The 24651-nt window shown below is 38.6% G+C and carries 18 protein-coding genes and 2 pseudogenes; 10 read left to right on the forward strand and 10 right to left on the reverse strand.

Going from position 1 to position 24651, the window contains the following annotated elements; genetic code table 11:
* Positions 1-60: 60 nt before the first annotated feature.
* From rsuA to VSAL_RS10635, 3 genes are all read left to right on the forward strand, one after another.
* On the forward strand, positions 61-765 hold the full coding sequence (gene rsuA, locus VSAL_RS10625) for a 16S rRNA pseudouridine(516) synthase RsuA (RefSeq protein WP_012550566.1): 705 nt from the start codon (positions 61-63) through the stop codon (positions 763-765).
* 166 nt (positions 766-931) lie between these two features.
* Complete coding sequence (locus VSAL_RS10630) at positions 932-2137, forward strand: Bcr/CflA family multidrug efflux MFS transporter (RefSeq protein ID WP_012550567.1); 1206 nt, start codon at positions 932-934, stop codon at positions 2135-2137.
* On the forward strand, positions 2138-2827 hold the full coding sequence (locus tag VSAL_RS10635) for a DUF2913 family protein (RefSeq protein ID WP_012550568.1): 690 nt from the start codon (positions 2138-2140) through the stop codon (positions 2825-2827).
* A 72-nt stretch (positions 2828-2899) separates the two neighbouring features.
* On the opposite strand, the pseudogene VSAL_RS10640 reads toward VSAL_RS10635, so the two are convergent.
* Positions 2900-4313: pseudogene (locus VSAL_RS10640) on the reverse strand (DUF2867 domain-containing protein).
* A gap of 147 nt (positions 4314-4460) precedes the next feature.
* Here VSAL_RS10640 and VSAL_RS10645 point away from each other — a divergent pair.
* The 5 genes from VSAL_RS10645 (at position 4461) to nhaA (ending at position 11486) form a co-directional block, all read left to right on the forward strand.
* Positions 4461-5840, forward strand: coding sequence for an MATE family efflux transporter (locus VSAL_RS10645; RefSeq protein WP_012550569.1), 1380 nt, complete (start codon positions 4461-4463; stop codon positions 5838-5840).
* 114 nt (positions 5841-5954) lie between these two features.
* A complete protein-coding gene (locus VSAL_RS10650) occupies positions 5955-6626 on the forward strand; it encodes an ABC transporter ATP-binding protein (protein ID WP_012550570.1) in 672 nt (223 codons plus the stop codon).
* On the forward strand, positions 6607-9060 hold the full coding sequence (locus VSAL_RS10655; protein ID WP_012550571.1) for an ABC transporter permease: 2454 nt from the start codon (positions 6607-6609) through the stop codon (positions 9058-9060). Before VSAL_RS10650 ends, VSAL_RS10655 begins: the two co-directional genes overlap by 20 nt.
* Positions 9060-10181 (forward strand): lipocalin-like domain-containing protein, encoded by a 1122-nt coding sequence (locus VSAL_RS10660; RefSeq protein WP_012550572.1) that lies wholly within the window; start codon positions 9060-9062, stop codon positions 10179-10181. Before VSAL_RS10655 ends, VSAL_RS10660 begins: the two co-directional genes overlap by 1 nt.
* A gap of 156 nt (positions 10182-10337) precedes the next feature.
* Positions 10338-11486, forward strand: a complete 1149-nt coding sequence (gene nhaA, locus VSAL_RS10665; RefSeq protein WP_012550573.1) for a Na+/H+ antiporter NhaA — start codon at positions 10338-10340, stop codon at positions 11484-11486.
* 57 nt (positions 11487-11543) lie between these two features.
* Here nhaA and VSAL_RS10670 read toward each other — a convergent pair whose 3' ends face one another.
* The gene (locus VSAL_RS10670) at positions 11544-12851 is read right to left on the reverse strand and encodes an IS4 family transposase (RefSeq protein ID WP_012549425.1); all 1308 of its coding nucleotides are present in this window, start codon (positions 12849-12851) and stop codon (positions 11544-11546) included.
* 616 nt (positions 12852-13467) lie between these two features.
* Between VSAL_RS10670 and fabV the strand changes: the two genes are divergently transcribed.
* A complete protein-coding gene (gene fabV, locus VSAL_RS10675) occupies positions 13468-14670 on the forward strand; it encodes an enoyl-ACP reductase FabV (protein ID WP_012550574.1) in 1203 nt (400 codons plus the stop codon).
* A gap of 143 nt (positions 14671-14813) precedes the next feature.
* On the opposite strand, the gene VSAL_RS10680 is transcribed toward fabV, so the two are convergent.
* The 7 genes and pseudogenes from VSAL_RS10680 to VSAL_RS10710 form a co-directional block, all read right to left on the reverse strand.
* Positions 14814-16496: an aspartate:alanine antiporter gene (locus VSAL_RS10680; RefSeq protein WP_012550575.1), complete on the reverse strand. Its 1683-nt coding sequence runs from the start codon at positions 16494-16496 to the stop codon at positions 14814-14816.
* A gap of 145 nt (positions 16497-16641) precedes the next feature.
* Positions 16642-16905 (reverse strand): GrxA family glutaredoxin, encoded by a 264-nt coding sequence (locus VSAL_RS10685; RefSeq protein WP_012550576.1) that lies wholly within the window; start codon positions 16903-16905, stop codon positions 16642-16644.
* A 251-nt stretch (positions 16906-17156) separates the two neighbouring features.
* Positions 17157-18011 carry a MurR/RpiR family transcriptional regulator gene (locus VSAL_RS10690; protein ID WP_012550577.1) on the reverse strand — a complete coding sequence of 285 codons (855 nt, stop codon included), beginning with the start codon at positions 18009-18011 and terminating at the stop codon, positions 17157-17159.
* Positions 18012-18362: 351 nt separating this feature from the next.
* Positions 18363-20006 carry a pyridoxal-dependent aspartate 1-decarboxylase PanP gene (gene panP / locus VSAL_RS10695; RefSeq protein ID WP_012550578.1) on the reverse strand — a complete coding sequence of 548 codons (1644 nt, stop codon included), beginning with the start codon at positions 20004-20006 and terminating at the stop codon, positions 18363-18365.
* A gap of 178 nt (positions 20007-20184) precedes the next feature.
* Positions 20185-20697 carry a hypothetical protein gene (locus tag VSAL_RS10700; protein ID WP_012550579.1) on the reverse strand — a complete coding sequence of 171 codons (513 nt, stop codon included), beginning with the start codon at positions 20695-20697 and terminating at the stop codon, positions 20185-20187.
* Positions 20698-20810: 113 nt separating this feature from the next.
* Positions 20811-21702, reverse strand: a pseudogene (locus VSAL_RS10705) (lysine exporter LysO family protein).
* Between the two features lie 89 nt (positions 21703-21791).
* A complete protein-coding gene (locus tag VSAL_RS10710; protein ID WP_012550581.1) occupies positions 21792-22718 on the reverse strand; it encodes an HDOD domain-containing protein in 927 nt (308 codons plus the stop codon).
* Positions 22719-23156: 438 nt separating this feature from the next.
* On the opposite strand from VSAL_RS10710, the gene VSAL_RS10715 reads away from it, so the two are divergent.
* A complete protein-coding gene (locus VSAL_RS10715) occupies positions 23157-23507 on the forward strand; it encodes a TfoX/Sxy family protein (protein ID WP_269447607.1) in 351 nt (116 codons plus the stop codon).
* Here the strand turns inward: VSAL_RS10715 and VSAL_RS22850 are convergent.
* Positions 23474-24480 (reverse strand): IS630-like element ISVsa8 family transposase gene (locus VSAL_RS22850; protein ID WP_085941784.1). Its coding sequence is split into 2 segments (ribosomal slippage): positions 23474-24102 and positions 24102-24480, totalling 1008 coding nucleotides; the frame shifts between segments, so codons are not numbered across the junction. The genes VSAL_RS10715 and VSAL_RS22850 overlap by 34 nt on opposite strands.
* Between the last annotated feature and the right edge of the window lie 171 nt (positions 24481-24651).

The following is a 24651-nucleotide window of genomic DNA, read 5'->3' on the forward strand; positions in this document are numbered from 1 at the left end:
GTTGCTCGCATCTTTAAGTGGTTTGGGTATAATGCGGCAGAATATTGAAATGAGGTTCTCATGCGTTTAGATAAATTTTTGTGCGAAACAACAGGTGCTACCCGTAGCGAAGCTACTCGAATCGTTAAAAGTGGTACTGTCACTGTTAATGGCGTAAAAACAAAAGTGACTTCAGTAAAAGTAACTGACGATTCGACCGTTGAGTGGGATGGTCGTGAGCTTAAATTCCATGGTCCTCGTTATATTATGCTATTTAAGCCAGATGGTTACGTGTGTTCACATGAAGACAGTACGCACCCATCGGCATTAACTCTTTTAGATGAAGTGAATCTAGAGAAGTTACACTTTGCTGGTCGCCTTGATGTTGATACGACAGGGTTGGTACTGATTACTGATGATGGCCAATGGTCACATAAAATCACATCACCAAAGCGTAAGTGTCCTAAAACATACCGAGTATGGCTTGATGAGCCAATTGGTGCTTATTACGCTGAGCAATTAACGGAAGGCATTCAGCTTAAGAGTGAAACTGGTTTAATAATGCCTGCAACAATGGAAGTGGTTAATGAAGAAGAGCACGAGCTTTTATTAACGATCCAAGAAGGCAAGTATCATCAAGTTAAACGTATGTTTGCTGCGTTGGGTAATAAAGTTGAAGGCTTACACCGTTCTCAAATTGGCGGTTTAGGTTTAGATTATTCATTAGAGCCTGGCGAATATCGTTACTTAACCGCAGAAGAAGTAAAAGCGGTTTTGAGCAAGTAATTCACCCCAGTTATCTGTGGGTATAAAAAGCGGTGTGACAGAAATGTCATGCCGCTTTTTTTGTAAATTCTTGCAAAGAGAACGAATATAAAAAGCATGTTGTAATCGGGCGTGATAACATGAAAAATCCTTTCTTGTTCCCTATTTTTTAGTTGGTCTAAACCCTATGTCATCCTCAGCTAGCGATCTTTCTGAAGCCCCTAAGTTAAGTCTTTTATTAGTCATCATTTTGGGTGCTATTTCAGCGCTAACACCACTTGCTATTGATATGTATGTTCCTGCAATGCCGAGCATTGCGGCGGATCTTGGTGTATCTGCGGGTTCAGTTCAGATGACATTAACAGCTTATACGGCCGGCTTTGCGATTGCACAACTGATTCATGGGCCACTGGCTGACAGTTATGGTCGCCGTCCGGTATTAATTATTGGTACGGTGCTCTTTGCCATTTGTGCGGTGATTGGTGCACAGGTTGATGGTATTGAATCATTAATGTATATCCGTGTTTTACAAGGGATTGCAGGAGCGGCATCAGCGGTGGTTATTCAAGCTATTGTTCGTGACATGTTTAATAAAGAAGATTTTGCCCGCATGATGTCTTTCATCACGTTGGTCATGACAATTGCCCCACTGGTCGCGCCGATGATTGGTGGACACATGGCGGTATGGTTCGGTTGGCGTTCAATTTTTTGGTTACTGGCTATTTTTGCCGTGTTAACTATTTTTGCAATTCTTTGGCGGATCCCTGAAACGTTGGCAGAAGAGAATCGCTCTCCTTTTAGATTAATGACGTCGTTTAGAAATTACCGTTCATTATTTAAAAACCCAGTGTCACTTGGTTTGATTTTCTCTGGTGCTTTTTCTTTTGCTGGGATGTTTTCATTTTTAACGGCAGGCTCATTTGTTTACATCGATATTTATGGTGTGAGCGTGTCTAATTTTGGTTATTTATTTGGTTTAAACGTTGTTTTCTTAATTGTTATGACCGCGATTAACGGTCGTATGGTTAAAAAAATGGGTTCCCATAATATGATTAAGTTCGGCCTTTCTATTCAACTGTTTGCTGGCATTCTGATGATGGTCGGGCAACTATTAAACTGGGGTCTATGGGGAACGGTTATTCCTGTTGTATTGTTTGTGGGTTGTATCTCGACGATTGGCAGTAATACGATGGGCTTATTGTTAAGCCACTACCCTAAAATGGCGGGAACCGCATCATCATTAGCGGGCACATTGAGATTTGGTACGGGGTCACTTGTTGGCGCTTGTATTGCAATGTTTCCTGCTGATTCTGCTTGGCCTATGGTGAGTTCCATGGCAGCATGTTCTATCTTATCTTTTGGTTGTTATTTTGTTTTTGGACGTAAAGCGTAAATGAGTAATGAGACAAACACAGTGCACTATTATCAAGAAATTCAAAAAGTAATTAATGAAGCTCTTACTGACTTACAAGAAAGTAAGGACAGTGGACGCTTACCGAAAAATCCGGTAAGTGCAAATCACTTTTTGATCCGATGGGTGACCACTGCGATTAAATCACAGCGTTTTTCTCGTTGTGTCGTCAAAGATTTGCAGACTTGGCAAAAAGAAGGCCGTACGAAAGGGACTGGAACTGAGCTTCCTGTTCGTTTTGAACATTATTCTCGCTTGTATCAAGCATTAGCGCCTATTGACACCGTGACTCCAATTACTAAATCAGTAGTAATGGGGTGGTGTGAGTCATTAGAAGAAAAAGAATGGTGTGTAACGACAGATTTTGAAATTTTAGAAAAAGCGTCTTTGTTTTCAGATGGTGATCATTCGTTGATTATCTGTGCGACGCAATTAGCATCGTGTTTTGAAGGGGATGATGCTGAAAATCAACTGCTTGTGAAGCCGTTGACGTGTTATGTTCGTGGTAATCATCATGAGTTTGTTGAATCGGCTTTTGAGCACGGTTTGATAGTACATAAGCGTTCTGACTATAAATCAAAAGTAAAATACCATGGTGAATATTTAATTTATCCAAATAACCACGGTATTCAATTAGGTGAAACGCCATTTTCATTTAATGTGAAAAAATAACAGAATCGGTTACTTTCATTGTTCGATAAAAAGCGCAGATATTCTGCGCTTTTTTATTTTGTGGTTGTTTGTTTACTCTTCTTTTTCTGCTTTTTTACAAATGGCTTTTACCATTCCTTTAAAAATAAATAGATGAGCTGGGAACATAGCGAACCAGTACATTAATCCCCAAAACCCTTTTGGGTGCCACCATGCACGGACGTCAAGTTGACGATGGTGTTCATCAATGTCTTTGATTGAAAACTCTAGGCGGCCAAGTCCTGGTGCCGTCATACCAAAAAGCAGTGAAAGAAACTTGTTTTCTTCGCAGCGGATGACTTTCCATGAATCAATATAATCACCTAATTGTACGCTCCCTGATTCGGGTCTTCTTCTCACAGGGAAAGAGCCACCAAGTAATGGGTCTAACCATTCTCTGGTTCGCCATAATGCATTAGCAAAGAAATACCCTTCTTTACTACCAAGACGAGCGATAACACGCCAAAGCTGTTTTGCTGTTGCGGTGGTCGTAAAACTTGCCCCGGCTTGTTTTGGGTAAAAACCATAATCAGACTTCCAGCGTTTTAATGCACTAGGATCAAACCCCCATATTTCGGTTTGAATGGTTTCATCATTTGTCTCTTGAGCCTTGTTTACGGCATCAGATAAAGACAATAAAGGTTGAGGGAAGATTTTCTGTATCGCGGTATTGTCGGCAATGAGATCGTGATCAATACCATCAAGCAATGCTCTTCCTAAATCCGAAGGCACAGAAGTCACCATACCTAGCCATAGTCCAGCAAAGCCAGGGCTAATAAAGCGAGTCGGAATTATTTTAATTGAACGATGATTACGTTTAGCAATGAGATGAAATAAATCGTGATAGCTAACGGTTTCAGGTCCACCAGCTTCTAAGGTAATTGAGTGAGTTAATGGAAAATCAATACACTGAATAAGGTAGTAATTGAGATTATCAATCGCGATAGGGTTTGCTTGAGAGTTAATCCAAATAGGGCAAATTAATAACGGGAAGTGGTTAACAAAATCCGTCATTATTTCGAAGGCGGCTGAACCTGTACCAATAATGATCCCTGAATTTATTTCGATGGTAGGAATGCCTGTTGAACGTAGTAATTCCCCCGTTTTTTTTCGAGCGAGTAAATGCTGAGATTGATAACCTTCTGGCTGTAATGCACTAAGATAAATAATACGAGAGAGTGTTGATTTTTCGGCTGCCGTTTTAAAGTTTTCAGCAAGAGACACTTCGTAATCAATAAAGTCATGGCCGTGTGACATGCCATGAACTAAGAAGTAAGCGATATCACATTGATCGATGAGTGGTTGAATTGCGTTGGTGTCTTCTAGATCAAGATAATGGCAATGCAAATTAGGGTGTTCAGATACTCTGTCAGTCAAGTAATCAATATTACGAGCACAGGCTATGACCTTGCTGCAATAATAATGGGATCAATTGTGATCCTATATAGCCTGAAGCACCGACGATCATGATGGTGTTTTCTTTATTCAAGATTACTCCTTAACCTAATGAATATAAATATTATTTACTTTCTGATTCTAGTACAATTTGTAGGCATATACCTAATGGATCTTATGCAGTGCAAATAGTTAATTTGTTGTTTATCTGAGGTTCTGTATGTCTGTCTTCCTTTCTAATGTTATCGCACATACTCGCGGTGATTTCCTTAAGCGTTTAATTCTTATTGCAATACCTATTGCTCTGCAAAATATTATGTTCTCTAGTCGAGGCTTAGTGGACGTATTGATGCTGGGTCAATTAGGTGAAGCTGAGATTGCTGCCGTTGGCGTAGCCAGCCGTGCTACGTTTGTAACAACGATAATGTTGGTTGGCGTGACCACGGGGGGCGCGTTGTTAACGGCTCAGTATTGGGGGGCACAAAATAGAGAAGGCGTTCGACAAAGTACGGCTCTGACTTGGATGGTGAGCATGGCAATGGCTACTATTGCCGTCGCTTTGTTTTTATTTATGCCTCATCAAATCATGTCATTAGCGACCGATTCTCAAGAGGTGATTGATTTAGGTGCGGATTACTTATTGATCACGGCACTGACGATGTACGTAGTGTCATGCGGCAGCAGTATGGCGGTAGGTTTACGATCGATCCATCAACCGGGTGTGAGTACTTTTTTTAGTGGTATTGGTATTGTTGCTAATGTCTTTTTTAACTGGGTACTTATTTTTGGTCATTTAGGTGCTCCAGCAATGGGCATTAAAGGTGCGGCTTGGGCAACATTGATCAGTGGTGTTATTGAAATCGTATTTTTGTATGGTTACCTTTACCGTAAATCGCATTTATTAAGTTTTGGTTTTGATGACATTAAAGCGGTGATTAATTGGCCTAAGATAGCTAAGTTTTTATCACTTTCCTTACCGACTACGTTTAATTTTTTAGTTTGGGCGGCGGGTATTTTTACTTACCACGCGATTATGGGGCAATCTGGTGTTCAGGGCTTAGCGGCATTGTCTGTGATTTCTCCAATTGAATCTATTGCGTTGAGTTTTCTTATTGGTGCAGCAGGTGCTGCCTCTGTGCTTATTGGTAATCAACTGGGTGCTAAGAAATATGAAGCCGTGTATTACCAAGGGTGGGGAGTGCTTGCATTAAGTGTGGCCACCAGTGTTGTTATTGCTTTATTTGTGATGCTATTTCAACATCAGATTTTGGATATGTTTCCTGCGTTAAGTGACGAAACAAGAATGATTGCTGAAAAGTTCATGGCGATTTTAGCTGTGATTATTGTGATCCGCAGTGTGCCATTAACAGCTATTGTTGGCATTTTACGTGCGGGTGGTGATGTTAAGTTTTGCCTTTACCAAGACATTGTTTCTCAGTGGTTGATAGGGATCCCCGTTGCGACTATTGGTGCATTATTCTTAGGATTAGCCCCTGAATACGTTTATGCGTTATTTGTGGTTGAAGAAATTGTAAAATGGTTTGGATCTATCCATCGAATGAGATCGAAAAAATGGATTAGAAATTTGGTGGATGCGTAATGAAATATAGATTTTTTCTTTATATATGAAGTAGATATACAAAAGGCTTTATGAAAGAAGGGTTTTGCTGTAAATTCTGTTACGGATATCACAAATAATCTTCTGAGAGGGTACATGTTAAAGCTGACAAACCTGAATAAAGGGTATGTGGATGGTGGTGAATTTCATCCAATTCTTCAAGGAGCAGAGTTAACAATCGAGCAAGGCGCTCAAATTGCTTTAATGGGCGAAAGTGGCTCGGGCAAAAGTACCCTTCTAAATTTGATTGCCGGACTTGATAGCGCTGACAGTGGCGAGATCGATATTGCTGGCTTTTCAATGCACTCTCCAAAACAAAGCGCTAGAACGTCTTATCGACGCAATAATATAGGGCTTATTTTTCAGCAATTTAATCTTCTTCCTACCTTAAGCGTTGCGGATAATATTCGTTTTTGTCGTCAATTAAAAGGGCTGCGTGATGATGATGCTTTGTGGCGTCAAATTATCTCAGCGTTAGATTTAATGCCGCTTTTAGGTCGATACCCTGAAGAAGTCTCTGGTGGACAGCAACAGCGAGCCGCGATCGCTCGTGCATTGTATATGGAACCAAAGTTATTACTTGCCGATGAACCTACGGGCAGTTTAGATGAAAAAAATGCCGAAGCAGTAATGCGATTGCTTACTCGTCTTTCTCGTGATCTTCATTGCACTTTATTATTGGTTACTCACAGTGAAAAAGTAGCGAATCATATGGATGGGCTTATTAAACTGCAAGGAGGAAAATTAGATGTCATTTCCGGTAGTTAGGGCACTTTTAGGGCACTACCGTCGCCACCCATTACAAATATTTTTAGTATGGCTTGGTTTAACACTTGGCGTATCGCTTCTTGTGGGTGTATTAGCCATTAATCACCATGCAAAGATAAGCTATAGCGAAGGCGAGAAACTCTTTTCTAATCCTTTTCCTAATCGTATTCGCTCTATTCAAGAAAACATCACGATTCCTCAAGCGTTCTATATTAATTTACGTCGAGCGGGCTACACCTCCTGTATGCCGGTTCAAACTCAGCATTTAGAAACAACCAATGATATTGATATCTCGTTGGTTGGTATTGATCCTGTCGCATTAATGCAGATTTCAAAAAATAGCGTAGCAAGCAATGAGAATTTGTTGTCGTTAATGCGTCCGCCGTTTCCTGTTCTTATTAGCCAACCTTTAGCGTCTTATTTTAGCTTAAGTGATGGCGATTATATTGAACTTGAAAATCAAGCTAATCTTGGTCCTGTCATCGTTGATAAATTTAATCGACTTTCTGGATCTCGACTTTTTTCTGATATTTCATTAACTCGAATGCTGGGTCATAAGGCAGGTTTTGATGTTTTACTGTGCGGTGAAATGTCCGAAAAAGAAGCCGATAGATTAGAACGAATGCTACCAAGAGGGTTGCAGCTCGATACACATAAAGAATCTGGTTTAACCGCATTAACAAAAGCATTTCATACCAACCTATTTGCGATGGGTATGCTTTCTTTTGTTGTTGGTTTATTTATTTTTTACCAAGCAATGTCGCTTTCTTTTATTCAACGTCAGCCTTTAGTTGGAACATTAAGACAAATTGGCGTATCAACAAAAGAGTTGATATTTGCGATGAGTGCCGAGGTGATGTTGTGGGTACTTATTGGTTGGTTAAGCGGTAATTTCTTTGGGGTATTGCTTGCTAATGAGTTAATGCCTACGGTTTCTAATAGCTTATATTCACTCTACAACGCGGATGTTGATTTGCTAATTACGTGGAGTTGGAGCTGGAGTTATCAAAGCTTATGGATGGCGATTCTTGGCTGTATTTTAGCGTGTGGTTGGCCGTTATACCGCTTGCTTAGTATCGAACCTATTCGATTAACTGCTCGTTTATCATTGGTTCGTTTTGCAGGGAAAGAATTTGAAGTTCAGGCCATTATTGCCTGCGTATTTTGTGTTGCAGCGTATTTAATTCATTTATTGCCTCATAGCCATGAGTATGGATTTATTCTTATTGGTTTCTTAATGGTGGGGGTTGGATTATTGACTCCATTTATTATTTTAAAATTATTTGATTGGCTTTCTTACAAATTACCGTCGCCTAAAGCGCGATGGTTTTTTGCCGATTCGTCTGCAAGTTTAAGTTATCGAGGCGTCGCTGCGATGGCATTTATGTTAGCCCTTGCGTCTAATATTGGTGTTGAAACGATGGTGGGTAGCTTTAGGGCAACGACTAACGATTGGCTTGAACAACGCTTAGCTGCCGATATTTATATACAACCGAGTAAGGCTTCTGCGAGTCGAATTACTTATTGGCTAGAGAAACAACCAGAAGTTGAAGAAGTATGGCGTCAATGGAAAATTGATTATCAGACCGAGTATGGCAATTTAGAGATTTTAAGTACAGGTTCATCGCCTGGTGAGAAAAATGCATTAACCATGAAAGTGGCCATTCCTGAATATTGGGATTCATTACACCACTCTCGCAGTTTGCTGATTAGTGAATCAATGGCTCTGAAATGGGATTTAAAACCGGGAGATTACTTGGATCTACCGGCTCCGGTTGGTGACAATTGGCAAATATCTGGGGTTTATTATGATTATGGAAATCAGTACAACCAGTTAATGCTTACGCACAATGCTTGGCTAAAGGCCTTTGGTGGGCAAGGAACCACCGGTATTGGTGTTGTGCTTACTGATGAAAGCAAACGAACTCAATTGATTGGCCGAGTGCTTAAAAAATACAGATTACCAGTCGAACAAGTCGTTGATAATAACAATATTCAAACACAAGCGATGAAGGTGTTTGATCGGACTTTTATCGTAACGGGAACCTTAGGTAATTTAACGTTAGTTATTGCTGTGTTTGGTCTGTTTTTTGCTACTTTAGTCGGGGAAACCTCTCGTCAGCGGCAAACGGCGTTGTTACGTTGCTTGGGCCTTTCAGGCAAAGAACTCATTATGCTCGGTGGATTGCAATTATTGGCTATTGGATTGTTGACGATTTTAATTGCGTTGCCTCTTGGCATTCTCTTATCTCAATTACTCATTGATATCGTAATGAAATATGCATTTGGTTGGACGATGGAAATTAATTATTTCCCTATGGAATATTTAGCTACTTTTGGATGGGCTTTGCTTGCTCTAACGGTTGCAGGTTCGGCAACGGTATGGCGAGTGACTAGACGACAAGCGATTACGTCTTTAAGAGAGTCTTTATAATGGCGATGAATAAAGAGAAAAAAACCAGCCTAAAGGTGTCACTGTTTATTCTTATCGTTGTATTTTCTTTTTCTGCTGCTTATTACATAAATTGGCATGAAGTGGATGAAGGAGGTAAGAATGAAATTAATACGATTTTTGCCGAGTCAAATAATGCGTATTTTAACCCTGTTTTGCCTGGGTATCCTTTAGCTTTCCCAAAAGATTACCGAGAGCACCCTAATTTTCAGCATGAACAATGGATGATGACAGTCAATGGTATTAGCAGCACGGGTGATACCATCGGAATTCAATGGACGATTTTTCGTATATCAAGCGATGATAGAGAGACGAAAGGCTGGTTAGATCCTAAACTGTATATCGCTAAAGTCGTAGTGACGACTGAAGATGGTAAATGGGTAGGAGAGAGAGTCGCAAGAGGTGGAATAGGGCAAGCAGGCATCAGTCAGCGGCCTTATCGAGTGTGGATTGATGATTGGCAGTGGCGAAGCTTAGGTCGAACGCCATTTCCCGCTGTTGTCACTGCGGGCGCTAAAGATTTTTCAATTAAATTATCGATTAATCAGGAAGGACCTGTTATTCCGCTTGGCGAACAAGGGTATTCTAAAAAACACGATTTAATGCCGATTGCGTCTTATGAATATATGGCCCCATTTCTTGCGGTGCGAGGTAATGTAACGCTTGATAATAAAGTCTATTCATTTGTTGGAAAAGGCATACTTGAGCATGAATGGGGAAGTGGTTTATTGGATGAAAACCAACAAGGTTGGGATTGGTTTATTATTAATTTAAATAAAGACAGTAAGTTACTGGTTATTCAATACCGTCATCAAGGCCAAGAACCTTACCGTTATGGTTCGTTATTATACAAAAATGGTAGCCATGTTCCTTTAACGTCTAATGAGATTAGCTTCCAAACGTTACCTGCAAGACAATTGAAGGATGGACGTAAGTTACCTTTACAATGGATAATTAATATTCCTAAATACGATATAAATTTAACGACTCAAGTAGTCAGGGATGAACAATGGTTAAATACGTTAATACCTTATTGGCAAGGACCGATTACGACATCCGGTTCTCACGAAGTGACCGGATTTATGCAATTAACCGGTTATTAATTGAATAAATAATACGGCTAATACTTTGTATAAGCGTGAATACTTCGGTTTTTCCGATGTTTATGCTCTGAACAAGCGATTATTATTGATATTAAGCAACGGGTAGACTTTCACTATTCGTTTTTCAATAAACTATAATTATAAAAAGGGCATCTCATGAGTGATGTTATTAAGAATTTTTTCAAATTAGAATCTGCAGGTGGGATTCTTTTAGTGATTGCAGCTGCAATTGCGATGATTATTGCAAACTCTTCTTTTGCGCCAATGTACGATACATTTTTACATACTTATCTTGGTGGCATGTCGGTGTCACATTGGATCAATGATGGTCTAATGGCTGTTTTCTTCTTATTGATAGGTCTTGAAGTTAAAAGAGAACTTCTTGAAGGCGCTCTTAAATCAAAAGAAACGGCTATCTTCCCTGCAATTGCTGCTGTTGGTGGCATGCTTGCTCCTGCATTGGTTTATGTTGCGTTTAATATGGGTGATCCAGAAGCGTTATCTGGTTGGGCTATTCCTGCTGCCACTGATATTGCTTTTGCTTTAGGTATCATGGCATTACTTGGTAACCGAGTACCTGTAAGCTTAAAAGTCTTTTTACTGGCACTTGCAATCATCGATGACCTCGGTGTTGTTGTAATTATTGCTTTCTTCTATACCAGTGATTTATCAGTATTAGCACTTGTGATTGGCTTTGTAATGACGGGGATTTTATTCCTACTAAATTCAAAGCATGTATCTAAAATACGTTGGTATTTATTAGTTGGCTTTATTCTGTGGGTTAGTGTTTTACAATCTGGAGTTCATGCGACGTTAGCGGGTGTGGTATTAGGCTTTGCTATTCCTTTAAAAGGTAAAAAAGGCGAGCGTTCACCTCTAAAACACATGGAACATGCACTTCATCCATATGTTGCTTTTGGTATTTTACCGTTGTTTGCATTCGCGAACGCAGGTATTTCATTAGATGGTGTGTCATTAGATAGCTTGACGACAACACTGCCACTGGGTGTCGCGTTAGGTCTGTTCTTAGGTAAGCCATTAGGTATCTTTAGCTTTAGTTATGTTGCTGTGAAATCAGGTATTGCTAAGTTGCCTGCTGGAGTTAACATGAAGCACATATTCGCGGTTTCAGTTCTTTGTGGTATCGGTTTTACAATGTCGATCTTTATCTCATCACTGGCATTTGGTGGTGCGAACCCTGAATTTGATAAATTAGCTCGATTAGGCATCTTAATGGGATCAACCCTAGCGGCAGTTGTTGGTTATATTTTACTGCACATTAGCCTACCTAAAAAAGCAGCATAAGAAATTTAGTTTAAATGAATGCATAAAATACCTCGCTTAGGCGGTAATGCCGTTCACTTAAGGGTGAATGGCATTCTTGTTTCTGGCATATCGTTGAGGTCTTGGTTTTACCATTCGAGGGAATGTTCTTTCCCTTCGCCTATCAAGTATTAAGCTTTCAGCCATCTGGTGGAAGCCTTTTAATTGTCGAGGGATCGCTCCTGGCGTTGAGTATGGTAAACCAACTAATAATGCAGATACATGAGCAAGTGTCCCATTAAAACTCAATTGATAAGGGAGATAATTTCCTTTTAAATTAAAGCAAAGCTCTACCATTTGGTAGCGAATTAAATTATAAGTCAACAAGATACCCCATAGTTCTTGTTTCACTAATTCAGGCAGACGGCTTCGTAGTGTTAAGCGATTTCCTAACATGTATTGTTTCTGCTCTCGGTAACCCAATTCTATTTCCCAACGATGCTCATAAAGACCGACTATATCTTTCAATGGGTAACGTAATGGGTCAATCATTGACGTCAGAACTTGATAATCTTTTCCTTTAATTTTTCGAGTCACGAGACGAGCAGTCATCGTTTCAGGTAAATTAGAAAACAGTTTTCTTGCTCTTGGGTTACTCCGAAGAATAACAAGTTTGTCATTACGACCTAGCGATCGAATTATTTCATATTGAGTATTTTTTTTAAGGGGAATAAGCCAGTGACGCTCTGAGCCTGTCATCTGCCATTTATGTAGTAATCCTAATGAATAGAACCCCTTATCGAACATAGTTACGCTATGGTCAGGTGTACTATCTATTAACTTCTCTGCCAATATCATTTCATTTGTATTGTAATTATCGAAAGCGCTCGCTGTAATAAGATGACTGCTTAGCTCCATTTGGCAAACCATTCTTACCTGTGGATATTGAGTTCCTTTTTGGCGAGAAAAAGCCTCTTCATTTTTCTGGTTATCAGGTGCTCTCCATACAACACCATCAACGCCTAAGAGAGTTAGTCCATTCCATTTAGGAAGATTAGCACTCTTAAGCCAGGAACTTGTCATTCGCTCAAAGACTGCTTTCATTGCTGCTTCACCTAGATTTTTTCGGCGCTGAGTAAGGGCACTAGGAGCGACAAAAGCTTTACCTGTACGGTCTACAATATCAAGCTGATTAACTAAATCCTTCATGGATTTATTGTTATAGATAGCCATACCAACAAGTAACCATACCATTGATTCAAGAGTAAGCTTTCGCTTCCTCATCGTCACCGTATCAGTGAGAGAATAAGCCTCATCAATCAGATGGATTGGAAGTAAATCAGCGAGAGTCTCTACGTTGCTAGGTTTCCAGTCATTGATTATGTTTAGAGCTTGAGAAACATCCATAAAAAAATCCAAGTGCATAAAATACACTTGGATTTTGACATCTAAAAAGGATCGGTCAACCGATCATATTTACCTTAAATGATCGGCATTATCGCTTAGGCGGGGTATTTTTTTAAATGAAAATTCGCTTTTCCTAAATAACAGGCAAAAAAAAGCCCAAACAAATAGATTGGGCAAAGGGAATATAAGGAATTATGAAAAAGCTATGTAGCTGATGATATTAAATCTGGCGGCCTGCTAAATTTCTTAACGTATCATCAACGGGTATATATTCAGACTGGGCATTAACCTGTTAGTTCAATTTAATTTAAATATAATTTTTTTATCGATATTTTTTAGCATATAAAGAAAAACCCGCTACCTACATGCTAAAGAATTAGCGAGATAACGGGTTACTTGAATATATCAAGAAAAAGCAGTGGAATTATGAACATAACATCAGACTTCACTTTTTTTAGATAGTTCATAAAAAGTGAAGATAATTCCATTTTTTTACTTTAAAAGTAATCTCACACATCCAACCACTCACTATTTTGACAAAAATTGTCATAAATGGGATGCGAACTGGATAAGAACCTTTTATCCTAGAAGGTAATTATTAAAAGGAAAGTTGAACATGATCATCAAACCTAGAATTCGTGGATTCATTTGTACAACCACTCACCCTGTTGGTTGTGAGCACAACGTGAAAGAACAAATTGCCCTGACTAAAGCACAAGGCCCAATTGCTAATGCACCAAAACGTGTATTGGTTGTTGGTTCTTCAAGTGGCTATGGTCTTTCTTCTCGCATCACTGCAGCATTTGGTGGCGGTGCGTCAACTATCGGTGTTTTCTTTGAAAAAGCAGCGACAGAGAAAAAAACAGGCACTGCAGGCTGGTATAACTCAGCTGCGTTCGATAAGTTTGCAAAAGAAGAAGGCCTTTATTCTAAAAGTCTGAATGGTGATGCTTTCTCTGATGAAGCAAAACAAAAAACCATCGATCTAATCAAAGAAGACTTAGGTCAGATTGATATGGTGGTTTACTCTCTTGCATCACCTGTACGTAAAATGCCAGAAACAGGTGAGGTGATTCGTTCTTCACTCAAGCCAATTGGTAATACGTATACAGCAACAGCGGTTGATACAAATAAAGATGCAATTATTGAAGCGTCTGTAGAACCAGCAACAGAGCAAGAGATCCAAGACACTATTACCGTCATGGGCGGTGAAGATTGGGAATTATGGATGAGCGCATTATCTGATGCGGGCGTTCTGGCTGATGGTTGTAAGACCGTTGCTTACAGCTACATCGGTACTGAGCTAACATGGCCTATCTATTGGGATGGCGCGTTAGGTAAAGCTAAGATGGATTTAGATCGTGCAGCGACAACGCTAAACGAGAAACTATCTGCAACTGGCGGTACTGCAAACGTAGCAGTCCTTAAGTCGGTAGTAACTCAAGCAAGTTCTGCGATTCCTGTTATGCCTCTTTATATCGCTATGGTATTTAAGAAGATGCGTGAAGAGGGTGTTCATGAAGGATGCCAAGAGCAAATCCTACGTATGTTCAGCCAACGTTTATACAGAGAAGATGGTTCAGCACCTGAAGTGGATGATCAAAACCGTCTGCGTTTAGATGACTGGGAACTTCGTGAAGATATCCAGAAGCATTGCCGTGAGTTATGGCCTCAAGTGACAACTGAGAACCTAAAGGACTTAACCGATTATGTTGAGTACAAAGAAGAGTTCTTAAAACTGTTTGGTTTTGGCGTTGATGGTGTTGATTACGACGTTGACGTAAACCCTCTTGTTGAGTTTGATGTAGCTGATATCTAATACTAACGCCAATAAGCATTTTATCATTCTTGCTTGTTACCATTAGTAAATAGAAGACAAAATAAAACCCCAGAGTGAATTATCATTCTGGGGTTTTTTATTACTTCTCATTTAAAGCAGAAGCAAATGAAAGATAAGCTAATTTAGGCTAACAAAATCATAATAGTACCAGCAACGGTCATTAAGATATTGGCAATAGCATAAGTACCAGCATAACCAAGTGCAGGAATCGTACTGCGGGCATGTTCATTCACTACATCCATCGCAGGACCACAAGTTCGAGCGCCAATAATCGCTCCGATTAATAGTGCACGGTTCATTTTTAAAATATAAGCACCAACAAGATAAGCAAGGATCACCGGAATCACACTTACAATAAGTGCAGCGGCTAATACTTTAAGACCATCTTCCGAGAAATATTCAATAATGTTGCCACCGGCACTCAGTCCAATTCCTACCATAAAGACTAAAAGCCCTAGGTTTTTGGTCATATTAAGTGCGCCTTGAGGCACGTAACCAAAGGTTGGGTGGTTGGCTCTTAAAAAGCCTAAGGTGATGCCTGAGATCAATAAGCCGACTGCGTTGCCTAGTCCAAAGGTTACTTGGCCAAAGCTCATCGTGATCATGCCAAACATAATGCCAAGAATAAAGAAGCTACAGAAAGCTAATAAATCGGATACCTGACTGTGGATTGAGATGAAACCAATTTTATCCGCAATATGGTGAACCTTGCTTTTCTCGCCACTGACTTGAAGGATGTCTCCTTTCGCTAAAACAATATCGTGTTCAATTGGCATTTCAATTTGAGCTCGTACTACACGGTTCAAGAAGCAGCCATATTCAGATAAGTTTAATTCGGATAAACGTTTGCCTGCGATGTTGTCATTTTTTACAACAATCTCTTCCTCGGCAATACGTAAATCAAGCAAGTTACGGTCAAATACTTCTTTACCGTTTCTAAAGCTTGAATCAAGACGAGCATGGCTATCAGGGTAACCCACAAGCGCAATTTCATCTCCTTGTTGTAGGATATAATCACCATCTGGATTCGCCAGAATACCGTTACGACGAATACGCTCGATATGACAACCAGTTTGACGGTGGATGCCAAGTTCACGTAAGTTTTTTCCATCAGTCCAGTCAATAAGCTCTTGGCCTACACGATATGCTCGAATGATTGGTAAATAGACTTTTCTTTGTCCTGCGCTACCGATCCCACGTTCTTGAGCTATTTGCATCGCACTGTCTTGTAGGTTTTGCTTCTGCAATTGTGGTAGTAATCGAGCCAATAAAATTAAGCTGGTTAAGCCAATCAAATACGAGAAGGCATAACCGACACTGAGATTATCCATTACTTTACTGAAATCAACACCTTCAGGGAGTACGGCTAAACCAGAATTTAAGGCATCTTTTGCACCAACCAATACCGGCGTTGCTGTTAATGCTCCAGCCATCATTCCTGTCGATAGGCCATAATCGAGATTAAAGTAATAACCAGTCAAGAAACTAAGGGAAATTGCTGAAATTAACACGACTAATACAAGTAATAAGTAGTGCTTACCATCACGAAGGAAAATACCGAAGAAGTTTGGACCAGCCTCAATACCAACACAAAAAATAAATAGCATAAAGCCAATATTGAGTGAATCTGCGGTGAAGGTATATCCGAGACTACCCATAAAGAGGGCAGTGATAAGAACACCGATAGAACTGCCTAATTGGAAGCTACCGATTTTAACTTTAGCTATAAATAAGCCTAGAGCGAGAACAACGAATAAAAGTAAGATATCGTTTTGCGATAACAAGGTCGCAACATCAATGTTCACTGTATTTTGCCTGAAATATGGAAGGGGAAAGTGTGATGCAAGTCTAACTTAAAAATGGCGAATGTATAACCATATTTATAAATAAAATGAAAAAAAATCACTGCTAAAGAGCAGTGATTTTAAATACATCGGCACAGGCTATAGATTAATCAAAAAGACCTAAGTTTTCTTTAGCATACGCTTCAAATTCTGTGCAACCGCCAATGTGATCTTGGTCGATAAAAATTTGTGGAACAGTATCAACTGGCTTACCCACTGTTTTTTCTAGGTCTGCTTTTGAAATACCTTCTGCGTGAATATCAACGTAGCGATAGTTAAAGTCTTCGCGTTTTGCTTTTAGTGTTTCTGCATGTTCTTTAGCGCGAACACAGAATGGACAACCAGGGCGACCAAAAATAACAACAAACATAGCTTTCTCCAAATTAATAATAAGATGCGTAATACTTGCACTCAATATCTATACTATGCCTGTTGATATGAACAAAGTAAAGATGGTTTTACCTCTTTGGTTAATAGGTAAAACCTATTGAATTGTTTGGTTCGTTAAAGTAAGGTTTAAGCAGGGGGGAAGTAGTAGGATATTGATTTTATAGAAATAATAAAGCCAATGTATCATTACATTAGCTTTGTTTTATTGAGATGAAGTAAATTCAAAAAGACTTAATAGTGGTTTTCTTTTTCAAAGCGTGAGTCTTTAAGTGCTTCTTTAACGCGTTTTAAATTATCTCTAAATCCTGCACCGCGGCGGAGTGTAAAGCCAGTAGCTAGAACATCAATGACCGTCATTTGCACTACACGGCTGGCCATTGGCATATAAACGTCAGTGTCTTCAGGAACGTCTAAACAAATCGCTAGAGAAGACATTTTTTCTAATGGCGATTCTTTCGCAGTAATGGCGATAACGGTTGCACCATTTGATCTTGCCAGCTCTGCGATTTCTACCAAGCTCTTTGTACGACCAGTATGAGAAATAAGAACAACGACATCATTTTCTGTACTATTAATACAGCTCATGCGTTGCATTACAATGTCATCAAAGCAAGTGATTGGAATGTTAAAACGGAAGAATTTATTCATGGCATCATGAGCAACGGATGCTGAAGCGCCTAAGCCAAAGAATGAAATTTTCTTTGCTTGAGTTAACAAATCTACAGCACGGTTAATTTGCATTGGATCAAGACTGTTTTTAGCAACATCAAGGCATGCCATTGTCGATTCAAAAATCTTATGAGTATACGCATCTGGTCCATCATGTTCTTCAACATTGCGATTTACATAAGGTGTGCCGTTTGCCAGACTTTGAGCAAGGTGAAGTTTAAAATCAGGAAACCCTTTAGTATCAAGACGGCGACAAAAACGGTTAACCGTAGGCTCACTAACATCGGCCATTTTAGCTAAGGTTGCGATACTTGAATGAATTGCAGTTTGTGGTGATGCCATTATAACTTCAGCAACTTTACGTTCTGATTTACTAAAGTTATCTAGATTATTTTGTATTTTTTCAATGGTATTCATATGTATTCTTCTACGTTCAGTGCGTAATAGGGTATAACCTTAACAAGAATAGACTCAAGCGATATGCTCTGGTTAAGATTATAAAATATAAGTATTATTTTTATAGCCTAAGTATATACGTTTGTAGAGAGAGCCTCTAATTATTGGTCAGCTAGTTTGTTTTTTTATAACAATAGTTTGACAGATCTCTAAAAAAACTTTCATTTTGGGAAGTGATTTTGTTTAAAAGTGGAGAAAGGGCAGGAATTAAGTTTGATTATGTGGTTTATTTTCAGAGTTTAAGGAAATGAATTACAGGTTACATAAGTTGTTTTACAAAATTAAAACAACTTATATAACCCAATAATGTCTTTATTTTAAAATAGAATCAGCCAATTTCGTCAATTGTGGGAGTGATATTTCGCTTTTTTGTGCGATTTCTCTCTGCTCAATTAATACAGAGTGAAGGATCTCTTTGGTGGTTAACGGATTGGCTAAAACGACTCGAAATACGATGGTCGGCATATTTTGATACGCTTCAGGTGTTAGTCGAGTTCGAGATACAAATGATTTCCCGGTTTCTCGTTGAGTTTTTTGAATAAACTTAGTCAGTTCATCTAGGTGGTCATAAATCTCAATGGTTTGCTCAGGATTTGCTTTTGTAAGTGCTAACGTTACATTCTTTGGAATATATCGATAGGTTAATAAACAAAGCTCAGGCTGAGTAATAACTTCAAAATCGTCTTGTTGATCAATAATCTCAGCAAAATATTTTGCTTTCTCAATGCTTTGATTGATCAATAATTCATAGCCAGGTCGACTGATTACATTAAAACAAGAATAAAGCAGCATTGCCATACCACTTCGAGAGCCTTCTAATGTGTGTCTGCCTAAATCTTTTGAACCTTTTCGTAAAATATACTCGGCATGATGTTGAATAGAAGACATCAATTCTGGGTCTTTAAATATGACCATGCCTGCACCCATAGGAACATAAAGTTGCTTATGTGCATCAATGGTGACTGAATCCGCTAAATCGATGCCATCAAGTAAATAACGGTATTGGTTCGACATTAAGGTCGCTCCGCCCCAAGCGGCATCAACGTGGAAATGGCAATTTACTTGTTTTGCTACTTCAGCTAAAGCTCGTAATGGATCGATAGTGCCAGTTTCTGTTGTACCTGCAACGCCGATGATAGCTAATGGCTTAATGTTTTTCTCTTTGGCTTGAGCCATCTTTAGCTTAAGATCATGCAGACAAATGCGATTATTGTTATCAGTCTTGACTGGAATAACGCTATCCTGACCGATACCAAGTACATCAGCGGCTTTTTTTACAGAGTAATGACCACGTTCTGAAACAAAAATAGCTAAACCACTGTATTTGTAATGCGTTAAAGCCGCAAATAACCCTTCTTGAGCAATTCCTTTAAAATTGCCTTCTGGTTGTAATAAGCGATTTCGTGCTACCCATAACGCCGTAATGTTTGCAATTGTCCCGCCAGAACAAAAAGCGCCTAATGAGTGGTCAGCACTGTGCATCCAACGTTCATAAAATGCGCTTTCTTGACCGTAGATCAATCGATGTAACATACCTAAAACTTGGCGCTCTAATGGAGTGAAGGCTTTAGAGGTTTCAATTTTCACCAAGTTTTGGTTTAACGCAATCATGATCTTTGACAGTGGCATTAAGAAATAAGGCAATGCGGATGTCATGTGACCAATGAAGCTTGGCGCTGAAGTATGAACGGACTGTGAAACAACGGTCTCTAATAAATGCTCGGTATGCTCAGAAACATAGGTTGGATATTCTGGCATTGACGAGTCAGTAAAGTCTTTTTCAATTTCCGTTAATGGCTTTTCTTCGGCAACAATATGCTCTCTTAAAAACTGATTTAGATTTTGAGAGAGTTCTTGTTCTATTTTACCAAGTGTCGAATCGGGCGCTTCCGGAACAGTAAAAATTCGCAGCATACTTTCTAGGTTGGCATCTGCCGTTTTGTTGTCTGTTACCATGGTATCTGTTCTATTCTGTTGGTGATTGAAAGGCAAAGAAAATACACTCTTTGCTGGAGACTAAAAGGCACAATTTAGAACAAAATGACAAAAATGTCTTGTTTAAATTGTGCCAGTTTCTAGATTGTTGTGCGAAAAATGAGTTCATTAACAATAGTGGCTGATAAATTGAACAACTTTATTCGCACGTAATCGCACCGATATTAGTGATCTTTTGATTGTATTCATTAAGCGGTGTTTGAATCGCTTTTGGATGACTTAAAATATCCGCAAATGCAGAACGTAATTCATAATTTTGTTTATGAGGCTGAGCTTGGCGATCATCGAAGGTTACTTTCGCTATTTTTCCTAATGCATCATCACTACTTGCAAGCACTTTCACGTCATTTTGATTAAGTTGCAGCCATGATTCTATCGACTGATTTGTTTTCACTTTTGAAGGATCATTTTTCAAGTAATAATCAACCGCAGCTCTATTTAATTCAAAGTGATGCTGACGCCCTTCTAAAAACCAATTACCGACGCTTTCTAAATTAGGATCTTTTTTTACTGTGATCGTAATCAGTTCTTTGTACCAAGATAATGAAGCATCAACATACTGGCTGTATTTATCACTTAAACATTGCGTATCAGCTGCTTGTACAGAGGTGGCTAGTAACGTTAACGGTAAAATCAGGGCTGCGATTTTCATTATAAATCCTTCAAAATGAATCGTTATTGGTTAGTTATTCTTTGCCGATTGTAGGCATCACGTAATGAATTGCAATGTAAACGACTCACAGTGTGATGTTTCCCACTGAACTCTTATAAAGAAACAAAAAATAGCATTAGAAAAGGAACGGATAAGCTAAGAATAAAGCCACTAACAATGGCAATTGGTACGCACCGAATACCACCGCAATTTTGTATTACGGGTAGAGTAAAGTCCATTGCGGTTGCCCCTGCATAGCCGATAGGGGTAACGATGAATCAATATAGGTATCATGATTAAAGCGACGAGTTCGCGCATCAATTCATTAAGAAAAGAAGCACCACCATAAACAGGACCAAGTGCATCCCCCATTAGGATACCAGCAAGAGAATACCAACCAAATCCTGATGCCATTGCTAACCCATGCTGAAGTGGAATATCTAGAAACAAGGCCGCAATAATTCCGCCAACTAATGAGGTTGCCATAATGACAGCCGCAATAATCATTCCGTGTTTATTTAATAAGATTTGGCGTAGAGATAAACCACTATTACGCAGTTGGATACCAATCAGAAAAAGTAAGAGCAACAAAATGAGTTCACTGGCATTTTCAACCCAAGATAAGTCGATACCACTAAGTAGGCCTACGATAAGTCCGCCAGCGACAGCAAGCAGTAACTTAGCCGATTCTAAAATCATTTTGAAAAGAGGAAGTGAGTTTTTATTGCCTTCGGAATTTAGTGGGAAAAGCTTATCCATTACCGGTAATATCGCCAAATTGCATGCACTGATAGCAATGAAGAAGGTGGTGGCGATAATCATAATTTGATTAAGGTTCTGAGCGAGATTATCTAACGCGGCTAAGCTTAGCCCCATTAAAGCAAGAATAATGGTAACTAAGTGACTTGTTGCCGTATTTATATGCTCAAGTGGCTTTTTTTTATGAAAAGGGATTAAATACCCAAATAATAGTGGTAAAAATACAAATAACATTCCAGAAAGCATAATAAATTTTACTCAGTCCATGAAGAGGCCTTGAGAATATCAAGGCTTAAATAGTTGAGCAATCAAATGTTATCGATTGTGTAAATTTATTACAAGCCACTGCTTCTTAATGTCTCTTTGATTCTGTCTTTGAACTGCATATTTGTAAGATTACTTAACGTATAAAGGGCTTCTGCACCTTCAAGTGTAATTTCCACATCGTGTTCATTAATCGCGTCATCGTTATTTCTAAACAATAATAGATGGTTTGCAATACGGGCAATGTCCAAATAATTGATGGAGTAATTTGTTTTAGTTCCTTTCTTTATATTCGTTGCTACCGATAAAAAATCCACATCAAATTGCCAGTGATTTAAAATATGGTAGCTAGTGTCATTACATTCTTTGTTAAAAATGTACATGGCAATATCGAGATCAAGGTAATTGCCTTTTTCAAGATAATCGTAATATTCGTTTACTAGACAAAATAGGCCTATATCGGCAAGTAATCCCGTCAATAATGCTTTTTCTGGTTCTAAATAAGAAAAATTTCCATCTTGGCTCTCATTAATGATTTCTTGGCAGACCATCGTCATTACTGCCGCAAATTCACGAGATTGAGCCGCACTTTTTCTTAATAGTGAATTACATTCTTTGCTTAAATCGGTGGAGTGTTTGAGTTGTTCTATCGCTTGAGCGGTAACAATATCACGTACTCGGAAAATGCCTAAACGAGACACGGCGGTTAGTACATCGGTGCAAGTGATATTTCGTCGATTAAAAACAACAGAATTGGCCATTCTAATGACAATGGCGGTAAGGCTTGGGTCTTCTAATAGTGTGTCAGAGACTTCTTTTATTACGGTACCTTCTAGCGTACATAGCTTTTGTATTTTTAGTACGACATCAGGGATTGGAGGAAGTTGGATGTTCCCCGAAGCGATAGTATCAGCAGCTAACTGACTAAACTCAGTTCTTAGAGAGGCCAGCGCCTTTTCTTTATTGTGAGAAAGCCAGAAAAACGATAGATGGTTCATTCTTAATTCATATAATTAAATAATAGATAAATCATACAGTATTTTGATGTTATCTAAAGATGAAGGAGGAAAAAGTGAGATCGTTTCCTAACAAATGACAGAATAAAAGAGCATTTACTCACATTTAGACTATAAAAGTTATTACGAGATCAGAAATAAGACACGGATTATTGACGCTAGTTATGTAACTTGTGACATTCATCAACGTAATAACTTGTAAAATTATGAGAATATACTGTGACATTAATCTGAAAAATAACTTGTTTCGTTTCATAAACTAACAGAAAGTCTTGTGATCACTATTAGAAAACACGTTATAAATTCAGAACTTATTATAAATATTATAGAACAACAATGATTGTACGTTTATTATGCACTTGCTTGGTGTCAACTTTTTGACTGGACGGGGTTAGTAATTCAAGATCAAGGAGATCTGAAATGAATCATTTGGAAGAGCGCTTTTTTAACTTTGTAAAAAAACTGGGTAAATTCAATAAACGTTCTATGTTTGGCGGCGTAGGCTTGTTTACAGAAGATGCAATGTTTTCACTTGTTACTGATGGGCGTTTATATGTTCGCGGTGGTGGGAATGTTGATGCCCGATTTACAGCTTTAGGCTGTGAGCGCTTTAAACATGTGAAGAAAACGACCATCGCAACGGTTAACTATTTTGAAGTTAGTGAATTGTTTGAAAACCAACCGGCATTACTTCTTTCTATTATTGAAGAGCCAATGAAAAAATCGTTGTTAAGTAGTCACGCAAAAGTTATTGTGAATTTTTCGCCGTAATAATTTAATATGTTTTTGATGTTAATACTGAGGTCTTCAAACGTTTTGAACGCTTCACATGGTAACCATTCATATTTTACTTTCTTCCACAATATCTCAATGATATTGAGCTCTGGAGAGTACGGTGGTAGATAACAAACTAATACATCATTCATCAACCACTCATGCAATTTTTGTTTAAATTTTGCTGACCTATGAAAAGAGGCATTATCTAAGATAATAAAGCATGGCTTATCGTTTTTTCGTGCGTTGATAAAGTGCTCAAATGCATCAATTACTGTATCGGTAGTTACTCTTCCTTCCGTTGTTTGAAAACTCAATTTACCTTGTCTACTTAAGAAGCCAAGAACATTGAGCCGTTTGCTGTGTGAATGAGCAGGCCTTAGCGATTGAACACCGATAGGTCCCCAACAATAAGGAAGATTAGATTTCTGACTAAAGCCTGACTCATCAAAATAAAAGAGTTCACATTTATTCGTACGTTCCATTTCAATCAATGAATTCAATATATTACTGAAATTATTGAATTTCATATCGTCACGCTTTAACTTTAATGAGTGTCGGGCTCTTTTGTAACTGTAATCACTTTTTTTATATTTCGTTTAATAGTGTCTAAGCTGGATTTTTTACCTGTTTCTTCTTCAAGTATTGCTTGTGCTCGTTTAAGTTGATGTGGCTCTTCATCAACCAATGACTTCAAACGATATACTTCTGCTTCTGTGTAAATAGGTTTTCTACCTATACGAACAGCGTCATACAATCCGAGCATTCCACAGGCTTCCCAATGGTCTATCCATGACGATATGGTCTCAAATTTAGCGTCTAAAATATCAGTTAACGCTAAAATAGAGTAGCCTTTATCACTGAGAATAATCGCATGTGCTCGTATTCTTACTCTATTTTTTGGATGATTAGCGATCGCTTCTTTTAGGGTTATTTTTTCATTGTCTGTTAAAGGATTAACTGCTTTCATTATGATATAGACACTGACGTTAAAATACTCATTTTAATACCATATGGATATATGGATATATGGTAAAGGCGAAATCTTCATTCTCGAAAACTTATCATTAACTACTTACAACAGGTTTGATAAAAACGAGATAAAAAAAACCTCGCTATTCTTTATTTTTAAATAGAAAGA

Source organism: Aliivibrio salmonicida LFI1238 (assembly GCF_000196495.1).
Taxonomy (GTDB): domain Bacteria; phylum Pseudomonadota; class Gammaproteobacteria; order Enterobacterales; family Vibrionaceae; genus Aliivibrio; species Aliivibrio salmonicida.